The following is a 17,697-nucleotide window of genomic DNA, read 5'->3' on the forward strand; positions in this document are numbered from 1 at the left end:
TCAGTGCTGGCAAGCCCTAATGGACTTCCCAGCCTAAGATTTGATTTCTATATGAACCTACGTTCCACCCTAAGCCAGTGCGGCGATGATTGCATCGCCGATCTCGCTCGTGGTGCGCGGGTCGGTCATTTCATCACGCGATGCAATATCGCCTTCGACGGCTACCTCAACACGACGGGCCAGCTCTGGCAAGCCCACATGGTCGAGCAAGAGAGCCGTCGAGAGGATGGCAGCCGTCGGATCAGCCTTCTGCTGACCGGCAATATCCGGAGCAGATCCGTGTACCGGTTCAAACATGGAAGGTGCGGTGCGATCCATGTTGATGTTTCCAGAAGCCGCCAAGCCGATACCACCGGTGATGGCGCCAGCTTGGTCGGTCAAAATGTCACCGAAGAGATTGTCGGTGACAATGACATCGAAGCGCGAGGGGTTAGTGGTCATGAAGATGGTTGCCGCATCCACGTGCAAGTAATCGTGAGTGACCTCGGGGAATTCTGGGGCGATGGCTTCCACCGCACGTCGCCATAGGTGTCCGGCGAAAACAAGGACATTGTGCTTGTGGACCAACGTCAGGTGCTTGCGTGGGCGATCATTAGCGCGGCGGAACGCATCGCGCACGACGCGCTCAACACCGTGTGCAGTGTTAATGGAAACTTCAGTGGCGATTTCATGAGGGGTCCCGGCACGAAGGACACCGCCGTTACCCACGTAAGGACCTTCGGTTCCTTCTCGTACCACGATGAAGTCAATCTCACCGGGATTGGCCAGCGGGCTCGGAACTCCTGGGTAAAGCTTGGAGGGGCGCAGGTTCACGAAGTGGTCAAGACTGAAGCGCAGCTTGAGAAGCATCTCTCGCTCGATCAAGCCCGAGGGGATCCGGCTGTCACCCGGTGCGGCACCCACAGCGCCAAAGAGGATAGCGTCGTGGGAACGCAAGGCGGTGAGTGTCTCTTCGGGGAGCGTCTCACCGGTCTCAAGCCAGTGTTCGGCACCAAGTTTGTAGTTGGTCAACTTCAGGTTTACACCGGTGTTTACGGTGACCACCTGCAAGACCTTAACTGCTTCGGCAATGACTTCAGGACCAATGCCATCACCTGGAATGACGGCAATATTCAAGGATTCGCTCATGACACATGAGTTTATCGACTCGTATCACTATGTGAGCAACCCGTCTCACAATATGGTCAACGGTGGTGACGCTACCTCCAAATCTCATGCCTTGGCATGAGTAACCGCGTGACAATTCACCGTAGGCTTGTTGCGAGAGACTCCTCCAAGATTTTTACCCAGGAAACGAATGACGCCGCACCGCACCATAGACAAATGGATTCGAGAGCATCCAGCCAAGATGGACCTCATCTTCGGGCTTTTTATTTTTCTCGTCTTTGGCGTCATATCGGGAGTCGCTTTCTCTGCCAATGGATACGGTTATTTCGCCGCTGTCCTGGCCATTGCCCAAACCTTTCCGCTCATTTGGCGTCGAAACCATTTGGGTTTTGTCGCAACAGTGATTGTGCTTGCTCATCTACTCCAAGTTCTCACCATGGATCAGATGATGCCCTCGCAGGTCGCCGTTCCGATCACTGTTTATACGCTAGCCGCCTTCGGCAAACGATGGCAGTCAATAGTGGGGCTATCGGCAGGATTTGTGGGAGCGCTTTTAGGCAGCTTCCGCTACTCATATTTAGCTAGTTCACAATCGCTGTACGAGAGCGTTGCCTCGTTTGTTGGCCTAGGATTGGTGGTTCTCGTCGCTTGGACGTTCGGGGATCTGGTCCGCACCCGCCGCTTGACGATGCAGACACTGGAAGATCGGGCCCGTCGATTAGAAATTGAGCGGGAACAAGAACGTTTGCTCGCTGCTGCGGATGAACGCAGCCACATTGCCAGAGAAATGCATGACATAGTGGCCCATTCCCTATCGGTGATCATTACACAGTCCGACGGCGCTCGCTATGCCAGTGAACAAGATCCTCACATCGCGCGAGAAACTCTTGCCACCATTTCGCAAACAGGCCGTGAATCCTTGAGAGAGATGCGTCGGTTGCTCGGTGTCTTGCGAAGTGATGACGAAGCATCCACCCGCCCCCTGCCGACGCTCACTGACATTCCCGCCCTCTTGGAAGCCACCCGAAAAATCGGCCTCCAAATCATATTTGAACAGCGAGGCAGCGCCCGACGGCAACTTCCCGCCGGTGCAGAACTCACCGCATACCGAGCGGTGCAGGAAGCACTGACAAACGTTCTCAAGCATGCCGGCCCAGAAACCACCGTGAGAGTGACACTTCAATGGGACAACCGGGGCTTCAACCTGCAGGTCTCTGACAATGGACGGGGCGCCGGAGCGCTAACGTCTTCTGATGCCGGCCAAGGACTAAGAGGCATGATCGAACGCGTTGCACTCTATGACGGGCGCGTTGATGCAGGACCACAGGCCGGTGGCGGCTTTCGTGCAAACGTATTTATCCCCTACACCGAGGAATAAGAGACTTGCCTAAAGATAATCCCATCCGGGTTGCACTCGTCGATGATCAGCTTTTAGTTAGAAGCGGATTCAGGATGCTTATCAATTCACAGACCGACTTAGAGGTCGTCGCCGAAGCCTCGAATGGTCGAGAAGCGATCTCGTCCTTGGCCCTTGCCTGCTCGGATGTCATTCTCATGGATGTCCGAATGCCCGAAATGAATGGGATTGAAACTACCGAACATTTACTAGCAGGGAAAGCTAAAGACGTTCCTGGACCAAAAATCATCGTCCTCACCACATTCGATCTTGATGAGTACGCACTGTCGGCCATTAGGGCTGGTGCTAGTGGCTTTCTTCTCAAAGACACTCCCCCGGAAGAACTCTTGGACTCGATCCGAACAGTGCACCGTGGAGACGCGGTCATTGCCCCTTCAACCACTCGCAGGCTCCTAGACCACGTCGCGCCAATGCTTCGCAGTACGACGCTCCCTGACAGTGCCCATGTAAAGGCTGTGGAATCCCTGACCCGACGAGAACATGAAGTGTTTTCACTCATCGCCAATGGCAGATCAAATCCCGAAATCGCAACGGAACTTTTTCTATCCGAAGCCACCGTCAAAACCCATGTTGGCCATATTTTGGCCAAACTCAGTGCGCGCGATCGAGTTCAGGCGGTTGTCATTGCCTACGAAACGGGAGTCGTCACACCGTAAGCGATTCAGTTTCTTCGAATGCAAAAGCAAGGACGAACGTTTTCTAGATCCATGCAGTCCCAGCGCCATTCTTCATCGATCATGTGAAAGGAAAGTAGACAGATCCACCAAACCGGAGTTTTTGAGACACCGTTCGAACTTTGGAACCAGATCTACTCAGATACACAGCGTATTTCGATCGATGATATTATTTCACCGGACTCTCGTTGAAGTGCCCACCGTGTAGATGACGGACTTTTGCGCGGCATAACCCTGGACGGATGGAAAGAACATCGTAGTGAATGGATGGAGAGGACGTTTTGCATCAATACTTCCATCTCCGGTGTGGAAGATCGCCCATTCCTCGTACAGGCTCGTAGACCGCTTGAGAACAGTATCTTCTCAGAGAAATACACCGCTTATCCATAGAGCTGCGTCCATACGTGAGATCAGAAATTTATCTGCCGATTTTGTCCGTTCTATATTGGATACAGCAGGGTGCGAGTATCTAGAAGGCTCAGCCTACGGTAAGGCTACCTTCGATATCATCAACGATTCGTTTGCGAATGCGATGGCTGCCTTCGACGCAAGTGGCATGATCTTCGAGTCGTCCAGCTTGAAAAGAGAGCTGCATTTATCACTTCTTGCCCATTCGCTGCGTAAGAATATGGCTAGGGCCATTAGCGTCCCCGTATCTGACGGAACTGAGACAACGGGTAATAGGTTAGGTTCCTCCTTTGAATATCCCATAGACGTGGTCTACACGTGGGTGAATAGCGAGGATCCCAAGTGGAAAAAAGACTATGCCGAAGCTCTGGCCCAGTTTGGGTCAAATGCCCCACCAACGTCTTCCGATATCGTCCGATTCCAAGACAGAGAAGAGTTAAAATACTCTCTTCGATCTTTGGAGATGTTCGCTCCTTGGGTTAATCATATTTACATCGTTACGAACGGCCAGGTTCCTCAATGGTTGGATCAGGATAACCCTCTGATCACTGTAGTTGCGCACGCAGAAATATTTGATACAGATCTAGATCTTCCAACATTTAATTCACACGCTATAGAAGCAAATATTCACCGAATACCTGGATTAAGTGAACATTTCTTATATTTTAATGACGATGTTTTCTTAGGAGACTGGTGTACACCGGAAACCTTCTTCACCAAAGATGGTAAAAGTAAATACTTTGAAAGTGATAATCTTGTCCCCGCAGATCCATCCATAACTGACCTCCCCAGCAACTGGGCCGCTTTCAATAACAAACGGCTTCTGGAAGAGAAATTCGGATACGTAGCGAAGAAGAAATTTAAGCACACTGCTCACGCGCAGCGTTTAAGTACGCTCAAGATGGCAGCCGATCACTTCCGCAGAGATTTGGACGAAACAATCGTCAAAAAATTTCGCCACCGTTCCGACCTTGCCCTACCTTCAAACTTGGCGCACCATTTTGGCAATATTATCGGTACGGCCGTCTCTGCCGACATCAGCTACAGATATGTTGACGTTAGTTCCGTGCGCGCCGATGTTGAACTCTCACGGCTGCTCCTCTGGGACGAACCGACTGTCTTTTGCCTCAATCAGGTCTCGTCTCGACTAGCAAGCGACGAGACCGAAGCGACCATGATCCGTGGATTTCTACAAAATTACTTCCCGTGGAAATCTGGCGCTGAGCTACGATAATAACGACATTTGCGAAGCGACAATTCTTCTTGGTAAATATGCCCAACGCGGCCGTCGGCGCAGCCGAGACTTAACGAATTGGTTCCCGACGGAGCGGGTGATTCCGTCTTGGCGCGTCATCAAGTCATCGTGTCCAAGACTTGTGCTGAATAGCGTCTGTTGGTACCTATGTTCTGACGACTTGGTACCGCACCCGCCGCGTTGCAGGTACTGACTTTCTGGCGAAGTGGTACCGCATCGAGCTTTTGTTGTATTGGCCAAGAACCGATGACGGGCTCTTGGCAAATACGGAAAAACCTCTGGGCGCACTACCGCTTCGCCGGAAACGCACTACCCCCCTGCCCAGAAGAAGCATTACCGGGTCGCTAGAACATCACTACTAAGAGGCGCTATTTGGCAAATACGGTAGCGAAGCAACAAAAAAGTACGCCTTGCTGACTTCCCCGCTCACGGTGTCCACCACCGGTAGCGTGGGGCCGACCCAGTCCACGAACATTGCTTTGCCCGGTTCGTGTTGCAGGGTGGCCACGACGTCGTTGACGGCGGCGAACCGGCTGAATAGTGCGCAGTATTAGGAGTAACTGTATTTCTTCTGCTCGCTGGTTGAGCCGAGGTATTTCACCCAGCCCTGCTGCAAGGTGAAGTACCGGTTGTGTTTCATCTCTTCGACGACTGAAACGAAATGCGGGTCCGCATAGTCCTAGGAAACGGTCTTGCGCCCGTCCGGGAAGAGCTACTCAATGTCTGCTACGGTCATCGTTGGAAAGCTTTCGGTGGTGATGCCGGCGGTGGTGGCGGTGGTGGCGGTTTTCTTCACGGCCGAGACATCACGACGTGAACAGCCCACCGAATCGCTGATTTCCTCATAAGTGAGGCCTTTGAACACCAAGGACATTATGGCTTGATAATCCACCAAGGGATTTCTCCTCTGATCGATTCGCCGCACCGTGTTGTGTGGCGACCAAATCAGAGGATCGCAAAAGGTCCTTGAACGGTACCGTGTTCCCAGAACAGCAGTACCATCAAGCCAGAACAGACGTACCTTCTGACGCTATTCGGCAACTTGCTCTCCACCCGTGTTTCCACAAGATCGGATAGGGCTGCCTATAAAGGCCCAGAACGTTACCGCATAGTCGGAATGCCACCACCAAGAAGCCGGACGAGCGCAACCTCCTGAGGCTATGAAGCAGCCAACCGGCACCTTTGTGAAGAATCTCGGCTAATGGGTGATCCCCAAAGCGTCGAATACTCACTATACGGAACGGGTGAACCAGGTGTGCATGTTTTCCAGCGTGTAGCGTCAACCACAGTAAGGTCTTGCGGAAATCATGCCACCGTCTTGTCGGCGGCATGATTTCCGTGACTGCTCAATCTTCCATCTCAGTAACCGCTCAAATCTCCCACGGAGCCGGAATTTGGAATGTGGACTTCATGAACGTTGTGGCGATCTCCTGTGTGTAATCAGGATTCGGATCACTCTCAGCTTCGCCAAATGTCAGACAATCCAAGTTAGTGAACTTCATTTGAGAAAGCCGTCTCAGAGTGTCCGGAGCACCCAAAGGGATGAAACTTACGTTCAACTCCCCTTGAATGTAGGCACCCTCCATATAGCCAGCGTACTGTGCCAACGACGAGATAAGTGAGATGTCGCTTCCACTCCGGAATCGTTGCGCTCGTGTCGTACTTATTTCTTCGGAATATTGTTCACATAACTTCTCGAGCATTGAGACTCGTTGCGGATGTGGGGTGTGCAACATTCCCTGAGTAATTGTTACTCCAAAGTCCCGCTCGACTAGCCTTCGATTATTCATTCCAGCTGCTTCATGCGGTTCAGCTCGAAACCCAAGGTCGTTAATCTTTGTCGATGATAAGAAGAATCGAGCTTGCCCGACCGACGTGAAATACTTTTCCGGCTGTTGATCCTTCATCAAAAATACGTCATCGTTCATATACAGGAAGTGCTCGGAAAGCCCTGGAATACGGTGCAATACTGTCTCAATCGCGTGCGAATTAAACACAGGGAGCACTTCACTATTTGGGAACAATTCGCGGTGATCAACTACAGTGATGCGTTCATGATCCTTCAGCCATGCAGGACGTTGCCCGTCTGTAACCAAGTAGATATGGCGAATCCAAGGCGCGTGGGCATACAAGCTGCGCAATGAGTACCGTAACTCATCTCGATTTCGGAATCGAAGCTCACCGCCGGCTAAAGTCGAAGGTACAGTTTCCCCTGAATTCGCGTCTCGTTTTTGCCGCCAGACCTTATCTGATCCGTCCACCCAGGTGTATACGACATCTACGGGAAATTCTACGCTAGACCACAAAGGACGACTGAGCGATGGTACCCAGAGTGCAAAGAGAGGTTGGTTGAATTGGTCGGAACTCAGATGATCAACTTCGAAATTCACTCGTGGAGCCCGATAAAGATCCGGCCTCCGTTCATCAAGGTCCCAAAATTCGAGAGTTATGCCTGCTGCAAAGCCAACATGGCGTCGCGTTCCATTCACCCCGAAATGATGGAAAATAAAAAGCCGACTCACATCTGCCCATGCCACTTCATCGCGGTCGGTCCGCCAGCTCACCCCATCCATATCCAAACGGGTACGACCCGCATAAAGGCGCACCTCCAGGTCACTTGGATTGGTCTGTACGAGATGCTCGAGCACCGCATTTCGGTCCGCCATCCGAACGCCCCATGACATGCCCCTTGTTGACTTTAATGCTCGGCAGCGCAAGTGGCTCCCTTCGAACATCTCCTCCAAACGCTGGCGATTATTCTCACGAGCCCGTTCCGGAAGGATCTCACTGAGAGTGACAGCTATAACACTCGAGTCACCAGAATTCCCGTTTTTACTGGCTTCATTCAGTTCATTCGAATCGACACTGCTGGCCTTCGAACGAAGCAGCCGAGAGCTCGGAGAGGACCCACTAATTGCTTTTTCGGAAACACCGCTTGTTTTCAGGCCCCCATTCTCAGCACCCTCGTTTCCGATATCAAGTAATTGACGAGCTGATAGTGGACGTTTCACGAGCTCCTGAAAAAGGGTTTCCCACTGCGTCGCAATCACATCCGGTGCAAATCGTTGTAGGGATTCTGTGGCCCTCGCTGCCATCTGGAGTCTTTTGCCTTCATCGCCCATAAGAATCCTGAGGGCTTCGGCGAAGCCACCGACATCACCTACTGGAACGAGATAACCGTCTTTACCATGCTCGATAATTTCGCGAGGTCCAGTCTCGCAGTCAAAAGAAACCAAGGGCAGTCCTGCCCCGCGCGCCTCCAGTAGCACGAGTGGAAGCCCTTCCGAAACAGAGGCAAGCGCTCCAATCGAAGCCCGAGCCCATTCCTGCTCGATTTCATCCGTGGGGGGGAAGATTTCGACTTGGCGGGCGATTCCCAAATTGCGTGCGGTCGCAATTACCTGTTCTCGTCCTGGACCATCACCGAAAATCCGGAGACGCCAATCCGGGAACTCATCGGCAACTCTTGAAAAGGCCCGCACTAAGGTACTGAATCCCTTTGCACTAACCAGTCGACCCGCACCCATTACAACCTTCTGAGTACCACTGCTCCTAGGGCGACCAATGTTCGGCAGTGCATTCGGAATAACGTCCACACGCGGCGCACGCGAACCCCATTGATTTTGAAGCCATTCCTTGTTTCGTTCGGTAAGCGCAACTATCGAATCTACCCGAGGAGAATGTCGCAGAATAGGTTCCGCAGTAGATCCCCGAGCCATAGAGTTTCGATGTTCTTGTTGGACGACTTTCACTGATGCAGGACAGGCCAGAAGTGCAAATACCGTCAATGCCGGGGTAGAGGTGACGATGATATCTGCAGTACAAGCACTGAAGTACTGGAACAGCGCAGAGTCAGTAGCGCTACAAAACTGATCGTCCCATTCTCGCGGAATAACTAAACTCGCCTGCCCCTCTCGCGCACTAAGCTGAGTTATGTAATCTGTACGTACACCGTCGCCAAAATCAAAGCCCGAATCAGGCGCCTGATAGACACTTGCTACTGTAACTTCGTGTCCGTGCTCCGCCATAGCGCGCGTCTGGAACGCGAACGCTCGCTCAGTTCCAGCGCGAGCGTCGGAAGTGGTAAGTACATAGGTGAGTTTCATAGGTGAGTTCCTTCGTCATTCTTCAGTCTCACGAGAGCAACAGCCAAGTGCTGATCTAAGGTCCAATAGGGTCTCATCTGAATAACTTCTCCGATTACCGCCCACGAGGATGTGTAACGGAACCTAACGGTTTCTCGTGGCTTGGTTGAGCTGCTACCGCCCCACTGAAGTCGAATTGGGGACACCGGCCGTTCAACGTTAGTTATGTATGCATCCCAGGCTGATTCCTTACCGTCAAGAGCAAGGTTAGCTTTGATCCATTCCGGCGTCGAAAGCCGAAATTCCTGCCGTAGGCCGATTTCCGACAATGGCGGACCACTAGCAGTCATGACCTCTGTTCGACGGCGTTTGAGCTGGACCCGCCATCCAGTACCCACGAGAGGCGCAACCGCTAAGTTCAGAACACCAAGCCCCGCATCAATAGAAACAACGACGGGCGCCATGTCCAATTCGTTGATACGCAATAGGTTTACAGCACCGGATTCTTCGTGCTGAATAACCCAACGGCTTCCATTGGTTACTCCCTCGTTTCGCGTGAATTCTAGAGACTCGGCCCGTATAGCTCTGATCGAAACACGTCGCCATCCAACTTTCGCCGAAATCTCGTAGGAGTCCTGCTCCAAACTCCGCAAGTCCACAAACCCATGGCTAGGGCCAGGATCCCCTACCGCGGATTCGATCCGCTCTTCCGGATCTGGAATTCTGGGTGTCAATACTATAGCGGTGGCCCCTGCCGCAACCCTCCAGTTGAGGAAAGCACCGTCATCGAAAACGAATTCAATATCTCGAACCTCAGGCTGACGGATGTCAAGTTTGGCTTCAACCTCTTGCACCTTACGTTCAACCAAGACTCGCAACGAGGCCGGGAGAATGTTCCTTTTGGGAGCTAAGCGTGCAAGGGAACGTTGGAAGCCACGGTTCCTCCCCCCATGGAGCGACGATTCATCTTTCTTGGCCATCAAGAGATCCCCTTGCTTAATGCTGTATACAAAACTATCCCCGGATTATTCATTACCATTAAAATAACAAACCTACTCTTATTTTTTAACCAATAAGCATAAAACTTAACAATCGATCAAACGAACAACTCGGAGAACGAGATACAGACAAGTCGACCACGACAGGCAAAAATTAATATTTAGTTACGCGTCGGCTCTGATTCGACGAATAATATCAATCCACTTACTGTGAATAGTTTCAGAACCAAAATTCGCCTCGATCCACTTTACTCCATTCGCACCAAACTCACGTTGCTTTGCAGGGTTATGTATCAACTCGAGTATGGCGTCGGCGAAAGGCCTCATGTCTCGATTAGGTAGCAGATTACCCGTGTAACCGGTCTGAATAAGCTCACTTGGACCATAGGAGCATGGGAGCGATATTACCGGGGTACCCATCATTAGGGACTCCGCAATAGTCAAGCCAAACCCCTCACTTCGCGAGGTAAAGAGAGAAATTTTAGACGAAGCAAATTCTTGGAGTGGTGTTTTCGTTTGGCCCAACAATCGTACGTTTCCCAATAAATCAAGTTCACTAATGAGACTCTTCAGCGTCGATTCAAGTGGTCCTGTTCCGAAAATATCCAGTTTAAAACCGGGATATGATTCGACAACCAATTTGGCAGCCAGAATAGCTTCGTCGAGACCTTTGCCCCCGACGAGACGGGACACGATGACGGCATCTCTCGTACGCTGAGTATCAAGAATCGAGGCCACTGGCAGTGGATTACCAATTACAACAATATTCGCCGTTCCACCCGAAAATTTCCGCAGGTCAGCGGCTTGTTCGGAAGTCAGAGCTATCACTGCATCAAATTCGGACAATCTTTCGAAGTAGGCCTCATACTGTTTTTTCAGTTTACCCTTATCGTCCAAATGGTTCATATGAATGACAGCAACTATTTTATGGCGGGTGCTCTTGAGCCTTAAGAATTGACCGGGCACGTTGTTACCATCGCACAAGATGAGTACATCACCCGCAGCCGCCACAAATTCCTTGAAAAATTGCCGCCTCCAGTCCCAAATACTTTTGAAAACTTTAACCTTTTCAGAAGTAGGGCTGAAAGCCTGCACGCCAACAATGCGGCCTTTTTCACTGAATTCTGTTCGCAAAAAACAGAATCCATTTATAGAAAACATTTTTGTAGAAACAATAATATCATTAGATACAACGTCCGACTGGCGCCTAAATCCTGACGAATCGAAATGATCCACTTGAACTATCCGTCCAACTCGATCAAGTATTTCTAGGCGGAATTCGCGTTTATTTCCTGATTTAGTAAATGATCGCCATACTTTATCTCCTTCAATATCGTAACCTATGCGAATAAAATTTCCGCTTAGGGTTTTGCTTTCTATGCGGTAGGCCTTAGGTCGCAAATCCGCGATATTATCAGCATTATCAGCATTATCAGCATTATCAGCATTATCAGCATTATATTTTTCAAAAAAATAATCGTACGGATTAACGACTACAATATCGTCCTTCAACTTACCCTGTGATTTGAGATCATCAACGACATCACGATAGTTGATAGCAAATTCGTAAGTAAATATACAAACATCATTCTCGGTAGCCGATAATAGAATCGATCTATTGAGAACGGCGCCAGTTAGACCGCCGGTTCCGAAACTCGGAATAATAGAAACTACTCGCACTTATGTACCTTAACGTTGAATCAACAGGGAATTGAGGTGAATGCCCTACCTGGTTATTGGCTAGCGTAATCCCACTAGAGTTCGAAAGTGCTCTTTGCCGGCAGGAGTCGCTGCAAGGCTCCTCGAATAAAGGCGTCTGTTTCAATGCGCTGCTCATCAGACTCGGGCGTGGAGCCGTCGTTAATGACTATGCAATCCTTATCTCGTCGTCGAATGAGTTTTGCAAACCTTGAACGTCCGTCTCTAGTTGCTGGGTCAATGTAGTCATAACGGATTTCACCGGGTATTGCGTTTCCCGTTGCAAGCGCATAGTTGAAGTAGAAGGAACCAGCAACAGCAATGTCGGTTGCTTCTCGAAATTGTGCCGCGCGCGTAGTTCTAAACTCCTCACTAAACTCGCGCTCTGCCGCTTCAATAACTGACTTTCGGAGGGGGTTTGGAGTATGAAAGAACTTGCGGCTAAATGATGTATACCCTCTAGAAAGGAGTGCAGTTCGGGCATTTTTGGCAGCTACAGTTGACGCATTATCAAGCTCCGAAACCTCATCGAACTCAACTAAAGCCTTGGAGAAAAATACCTTTGACATTCCGTTTCCATAGAAGAAAGTTTCTGGAGAAACTGTTCTAGACAAAATAAAGTCATCGTTTAGATAGAGAAAATGTTCTGCAAGGTCTGGAATGCGATGCAAATTTGACTCGATTGCATGTGAATTGAAATTGGGTAATCCTATCTCATCGGGCCAAATCGTTGAGTGATCTACAATTTCGATTCGCGGATTAGATGTATCTAGCCATTCGGGTTTTTGGCCTGCCGTCACAATCCAAATTTTCCGAATCCAAGGAGCGAATTGCTCGATAGACCGTAGGCTGTATCGAAGTTCATCATGATCAGCAAATCTGGCATCTGAAACCGCATTGCCTACAAACTGATCTTCATCGAGTATGTGCAGCGCTTCCGCCTTCTTCATTTGCCATTGGCTGTCGGAGCCATCGACCCAGGTGAAGACCGCGTCAACTTCGAAGTCGATCGTCGTTGAGCTTTTCGATTGTGCGTTTCGTAGAGCTGCCTCGAAAGATAGCTGATCATGGCGGAAATCTGGTAGCGTCGTCGCAACCGGATTCCAGATTGGAACCGAAACAACCTTTTGGCCTTCTGCGCCTTCAATAGGTTCCTCTGCAAACTTTTCGCCATGCTGCCAGAAATTGAACTCTATACCTTGGGAAGAACCAGCCCTGAAGCTCGATTCCGAATCGAAAGCGACTCGTTCGTAGACTTTCATTCCTGACATTTTCCAACGATTTGACAAGTTGGTCACGAGACTCGGCTCGGACTGAATTTTACCGTTAATCCCAATCGCTTGGAAATACCAATGGTTGAACTCAGGACGTGTCCGAATCAAATGAAGAAGCTTCTCGCGATCCAATTCGGAGAGGTGTAAAGTGCTCGGTTCATCGAACTTCTTCTCAAACTGCCAATATTCTATGGACTGCTGATGGAGAAGATTTTCAAATTTTTCAAGCGTTTCACGTTTTATTTGTGATAAATTAAGGTGTTCGGTTATCCTGAATACCATACTCTTTCCGCCGGCAGGGAGTATGAGGAGATCAGAACGTAAATTATGCTGACGAAACTTCGTTATATTTCGACGCTTTTGTTGACTTTCTTTTTGCGATTTAACAATCGATTGAACTTGCCTGCGTACTTGCTTGGCCTTGTTCATGGGAAGATTTATTGAAAGTTGCATAAAATATCCTTTTCAATTGGTCGACATAAGCCACAGAACTAGTCTGTTGCGTGATAGTTAAGGATCTGTCTCCTAGCCCAGCAAGTTGGCTCGACAAGCCGAACTGTCCCTAGTTTCCAGCGTTGCATAGAGCTGTATGACTGCGCACTCAGTGATGTAAGTCTTTTCGAACTACTAAATTGTACCGTACGCACGGACCTCTTTCATGTTCGAATGGCACATGCGACTAGGGTGTCGGCAAAGCCATTGGCACGAGCCGAAACCAGTCGTCTCGAGTTTCTAGCTGACGCGATTTGGCGACCCGGACGCGAAACACCAGCAGCGTCCCGGGCACCGAGGTGACCTTAGAACTGCTTTCCCTGCCCACGCCTCACCAGCAGCGGGCCATGGACCTCATCGACCAGCACACCAAAAACCACTGAAAGTAGCTACGCAACCCAGACACAGAACGCCAGGATCCCCGAGAATCCGGGCATCCTGGCGTTCTGTCTAACGTAACTTCAGCTTAGACACCTGATAAGTTTGAAGATCTGAATTGAACCGGCTGGCTAGCCGGTCGAACAGGCAATGAATCTCTCAACAACTGCAGATCAATATTCAGTTTTGGCAGGCTAGCCATTCTGGCGATTTTGTCGAAATCAAGAGTACTCAGCGATTCCTTTCTGACCGTGACGCGTGAAACCTTGGAGCTGTCCAGACATGAAAAAAAGTCATTAAACTTAAAGTCACCTCCTGTTAGTTGCTGATCCTCGACGTCAAGCCATACCCAAGGGACACCGTACGCTTGGGCAACGATTAGACCGTGTAGCGAACTCGAGATGACAACTGATGCTCCCGCAATCTCTTTCGCTACGTGACTCACCTGAAGCCTAACGTCGGAAACACGAATCTTTGGATTCCCAGACAAAACGGCAGATCGGTGAACATAATGAGGGACGCATACAACGTCACCGTGCAATGAATCATCCGGCTTGACAAAGTCTGGAAGTAAAAGCCCTGGATCACCAAATACGTCCGGAACATCCCACCCCAACGTATTTATCAATTCCGCTTTAGTTAAACGACCTCTAACAGCGTGAATTTTCACACCAGTTAGCTTCGCTCGAGTTTCGATTTCATCTGGAGTCAATGCTTTAATGAGGCCACTCCCCCAAACGTCAACATTATTTCGTTTGATCCATCCCAGAATCGATCCTACGGAATAGAGCGTGCGGGATGGAAGGCCGATTCGGTTCGATTGCACGGGCTGCCGACCGGTATAGGAGTGAATTAAATGTGGGCCAATCCAGTCTCCAAAGTTAAGAGTACCGGACGACCAATACATACTAACCGTGTCTCCCCCGCTAAATGCTCCCGCCTCTTCTTGCTTGCGCAACGACACGACAAGTCTTGCCGCATCGACAACGGCGGCTTCTACGCCTTCAAGACTGACGCTCCTAGAAATTGCCTGAATCTCTTTGCCATCCGGCGCGAATAGAACCGTTGAATAAATTACGAGGGTATCGTGAACCCACCGGGTTGATGCCGAATTTAGGCCTACCACACCAACAATAAATCCCCCCAAGACGTCCGGCACCACTCGAATAGACACACTAGAACCCAAAATCGGAAGACGTGCCGACATCGCCTCGTTTGAAACATCGAACCGGGTAAATAGATCTTTAGTTTCCGTCCTATTAGCCATTTGCGCTACGACTCGCCCCAACGGCCTGCTATCCAAATTATTCAAAACTTTAGTCCTCCAAAAACTTTGCTTTATATCTTCGAATTCTATATAAATAATATACGACGATCAATTTAACTGAGGCGCACTATATTCGTGGGCCTTGGTTGCAATGTTTTAATTACAAGAAACGAGAAATGCCAACTTTCGCTTCTTGTCAAGAAGCATTAATGCCAATACTTGTTTCTTGCCGTCTTGATCAACCAATTCCAATGCATTGAGCGAACCTCTAGCGAGTCAACGATATGGTGATCGAATTTTGATGGAATAAATCTTGGATCAATCATGCCGAGCTTTTCATCCATCAGCTGCTCATTGATGTCGAAATAACCAAACCCACGCTCGGCACACGCACTCGCAAGCATGGAGTTGTAGTGCAACGCAAGATCCGTCCTCATGACATCAGATGTATAGGTTTCCGTCAGGTTCTTCAGCACCGACGCACGTCGCTCTTTATCAACTTCTGTGTCAGCGAAACGTTCCGTAAGAATCCGCATTATATATTTTACGGACTTTGCTCGATCGTAGCATAATACAGGTAGATTGACGCCTTTTACTATTATTTTATTTGAATCAATATCCAAGCCATCTAAATAATCAACGTATGTCGATATAAAGAATTTCAGTCTATCTTCTACAGATTCCTCGTCACCGAGGACGTATTGACGAAAAGGAACACCGAGTTCGACATCAACCTGACCCAAATTAAAAACCGCGAAGTCCGGCTCGTACGACTCCAACCAACGCGGAATATCGCTACCCAAGCCGAGGGTTGAACTGAGCCTGCCTACGCCCGTTACGGTGGCGGCCGAGACGGCCTTTGTTACCGCGTTAATCCCACGAAGGCTGTGATTTACTACTCGTAACTGATTTGTTATGTTGAAATATTGCGCATGAGAATCTCCTACGATCAAAAATTTCATAATCAGCCTCACTTTTGTTTGTTATAATATTTACTTCTTGAAACTACATTATTTCAATGTTTTCTTACGTTTATTAATACATCACAGGTAAAGTAGTTCAAATCAGGGCATAGATTCTTCGAACTTCGGGAAAATTGGTGAAGGTGCCGGCAGTTCCGTGCCGGCCACAAGTGCGTTGTCGAACCCGACAAACTCACGGGCCGAACCCTCGGCCTGACCTAGAACCTCTAACAGCGAGCCCGCAGCAGTCGGCATCACTGGTTGGACTAAGATGGCAACTCGGCGCAGTACCTCGATGGTCACATAGAGAACGGTCTCCATACGGGCTACGTCCGTCTTGCGAAGTACCCAAGGTGCCTGATCTGCAAAGTAGGCGTTCGTGTCGCCCAAAACGGTCCAGATGGCTTCAAGCGCCTTGCTAAATTCCTGACGGGAGAAAGACTCTCGACAAATTTCCAAGAGTTTTCCAGCTTCGGCCATTATCTGCTGATCCGCATCAGTAAATTCGCCGGGCGTTGGGACTACTCCCCCGCAGTTCTTCGCGACCATAGACAGTGACCGCTGGGCAAGGTTGCCGAGGTTGTTGGCTAGGTCAGAGTTCATGCGTCCAACAATGGACTCATGGCTGTAGCTGCCATCAGCTCCAAAAGGTACCTCACGAAGGAAGAAGTAGCGGACCTGGTCCAGCCCATACTGTGAGACGAAGTCAGCAGGAGCTACAACGTTGCCCAGAGACTTGGACATTTTCACGCCGTTGTTGTGCAAGAAACCGTGGATCATGACGCGCTTGGGCAGTGGCAGCTTTGCCGACATAAGGAAAGCTGGCCAGTAGATCGCGTGGAACCGTGAAATGTCCTTGCCGATAACGTGCACGTCCGCCGGCCAGTACTTCTTGAACGATTCGGATTCGATGTCTGGGAACCCGGTACCGGTCAAATAGTTGGTCAGAGCATCAACCCAGACGTACATGACATGGTCCTTGTTTCCAGGAACAGGTACTCCCCAGTCAAACGTGGTTCGGGAAATCGAGAGGTCTTCGAGGCCACGTTCGACAAATCGAATTACTTCGTTAAAGCGAGTGTGCGGGGCACCAAAATCGGGCTGTGCCTTGTAGAGCTCAAGCAGCTTGTCCTGGTATGCGGAGAGACGGAAGAAGTATGATTCTTCTTCGGTCCAGGTGACCTCGGTATCGGTCTCCTTCGCGTACCGTTGGCCGTCTTCGCGAACTTCGGTGTCATCCTCTGCATGGAATGCTTCGTCACGCACGGAGTACCACCCGGCGTACTTGTCGAGATAGATATCCCCGTTGGCCTCCATCCGCTTCCAGATGGCCTGAGCCGCGGCATAGTGGTCAGAATCCGTGGTGCGGATGAATCTGTCATAGCTGATGCCCAGCTCGTCGTTCATTGCTTGGAATGCATCCGAGTTTCGCTGTGCCAATTCGCGCGGCGTGATCCCCTGGCGTTCGGCGGTCTGTAGCATCTTCTGCCCGTGCTCGTCCGTGCCGGTCATGAAGAACACGTCGTATCCGTCAAGGCGCTTGAAGCGCGCCATGGCGTCAGTAGCAATTACCTCGTACGCATGCCCAATGTGGGGCACACCGTTCGGGTAAGAGATGGCGGTGGTGATGAAAAACGGAGTCTGCTCAGAAGTCACTAGAGAAATCTATCGTAGATTCGCTC

General features: G+C 50.0%; 11 protein-coding genes. 4 read left to right on the forward strand and 7 right to left on the reverse strand.

Going from position 1 to position 17,697, the window contains the following annotated elements:
* Nucleotides 1-69: 69 nt before the first annotated feature.
* Nucleotides 70-1,128, reverse strand: a complete 1,059-nt coding sequence (locus KUF55_RS10565) for a 3-isopropylmalate dehydrogenase (RefSeq protein WP_218816604.1) — start codon at nucleotides 1,126-1,128, stop codon at nucleotides 70-72.
* 169 nt (nucleotides 1,129-1,297) lie between these two features.
* Here KUF55_RS10565 and KUF55_RS10570 point away from each other — a divergent pair, with 169 nt between their 5' ends.
* The 4 genes from KUF55_RS10570 (at nucleotide 1,298) to KUF55_RS18765 (ending at nucleotide 5,709) form a co-directional block, all read left to right on the forward strand.
* Nucleotides 1,298-2,485, forward strand: coding sequence for a sensor histidine kinase (locus tag KUF55_RS10570; RefSeq protein WP_218816605.1), 1,188 nt, complete (start codon nucleotides 1,298-1,300; stop codon nucleotides 2,483-2,485).
* A 5-nt stretch (nucleotides 2,486-2,490) separates the two neighbouring features.
* Nucleotides 2,491-3,180, forward strand: coding sequence for a response regulator transcription factor (locus KUF55_RS10575; RefSeq protein ID WP_218816606.1), 690 nt, complete (start codon nucleotides 2,491-2,493; stop codon nucleotides 3,178-3,180).
* A gap of 364 nt (nucleotides 3,181-3,544) precedes the next feature.
* The gene (locus tag KUF55_RS10580; protein ID WP_218816607.1) at nucleotides 3,545-4,840 is read left to right on the forward strand and encodes a Stealth CR1 domain-containing protein; all 1,296 of its coding nucleotides are present in this window, start codon (nucleotides 3,545-3,547) and stop codon (nucleotides 4,838-4,840) included.
* A gap of 740 nt (nucleotides 4,841-5,580) precedes the next feature.
* The gene (locus KUF55_RS18765) at nucleotides 5,581-5,709 is read left to right on the forward strand and encodes a hypothetical protein (RefSeq protein WP_255556968.1); all 129 of its coding nucleotides are present in this window, start codon (nucleotides 5,581-5,583) and stop codon (nucleotides 5,707-5,709) included.
* A 522-nt stretch (nucleotides 5,710-6,231) separates the two neighbouring features.
* On the opposite strand, the gene KUF55_RS10585 is transcribed toward KUF55_RS18765, so the two are convergent.
* The 6 genes from KUF55_RS10585 to metG form a co-directional block, all read right to left on the reverse strand.
* A complete protein-coding gene (locus KUF55_RS10585; RefSeq protein WP_218816608.1) occupies nucleotides 6,232-8,889 on the reverse strand; it encodes a stealth conserved region 3 domain-containing protein in 2,658 nt (885 codons plus the stop codon).
* A gap of 1,220 nt (nucleotides 8,890-10,109) precedes the next feature.
* A complete protein-coding gene (locus KUF55_RS10590) occupies nucleotides 10,110-11,624 on the reverse strand; it encodes a glycosyltransferase (protein WP_218816609.1) in 1,515 nt (504 codons plus the stop codon).
* Nucleotides 11,625-11,698: 74 nt separating this feature from the next.
* Nucleotides 11,699-13,345: a stealth conserved region 3 domain-containing protein gene (locus KUF55_RS10595; protein ID WP_218816610.1), complete on the reverse strand. Its 1,647-nt coding sequence runs from the start codon at nucleotides 13,343-13,345 to the stop codon at nucleotides 11,699-11,701.
* Nucleotides 13,346-13,874: 529 nt separating this feature from the next.
* Entirely contained in the window at nucleotides 13,875-15,098 is a 1,224-nt protein-coding gene (locus KUF55_RS10600; RefSeq protein ID WP_218816611.1) for a polysaccharide pyruvyl transferase family protein, read from the reverse strand.
* A gap of 161 nt (nucleotides 15,099-15,259) precedes the next feature.
* Nucleotides 15,260-16,015, reverse strand: coding sequence for a hypothetical protein (locus KUF55_RS10605; protein WP_218816612.1), 756 nt, complete (start codon nucleotides 16,013-16,015; stop codon nucleotides 15,260-15,262).
* Between the two features lie 102 nt (nucleotides 16,016-16,117).
* On the reverse strand, nucleotides 16,118-17,671 hold the full coding sequence (metG, locus tag KUF55_RS10610) for a methionine--tRNA ligase (protein WP_218816613.1): 1,554 nt from the start codon (nucleotides 17,669-17,671) through the stop codon (nucleotides 16,118-16,120).
* Nucleotides 17,672-17,697: the final 26 nt, after the last annotated feature.

It is taken from the genome of Paeniglutamicibacter sp. Y32M11 (assembly GCF_019285735.1).
GTDB lineage: Bacteria > Actinomycetota > Actinomycetes > Actinomycetales > Micrococcaceae > Paeniglutamicibacter.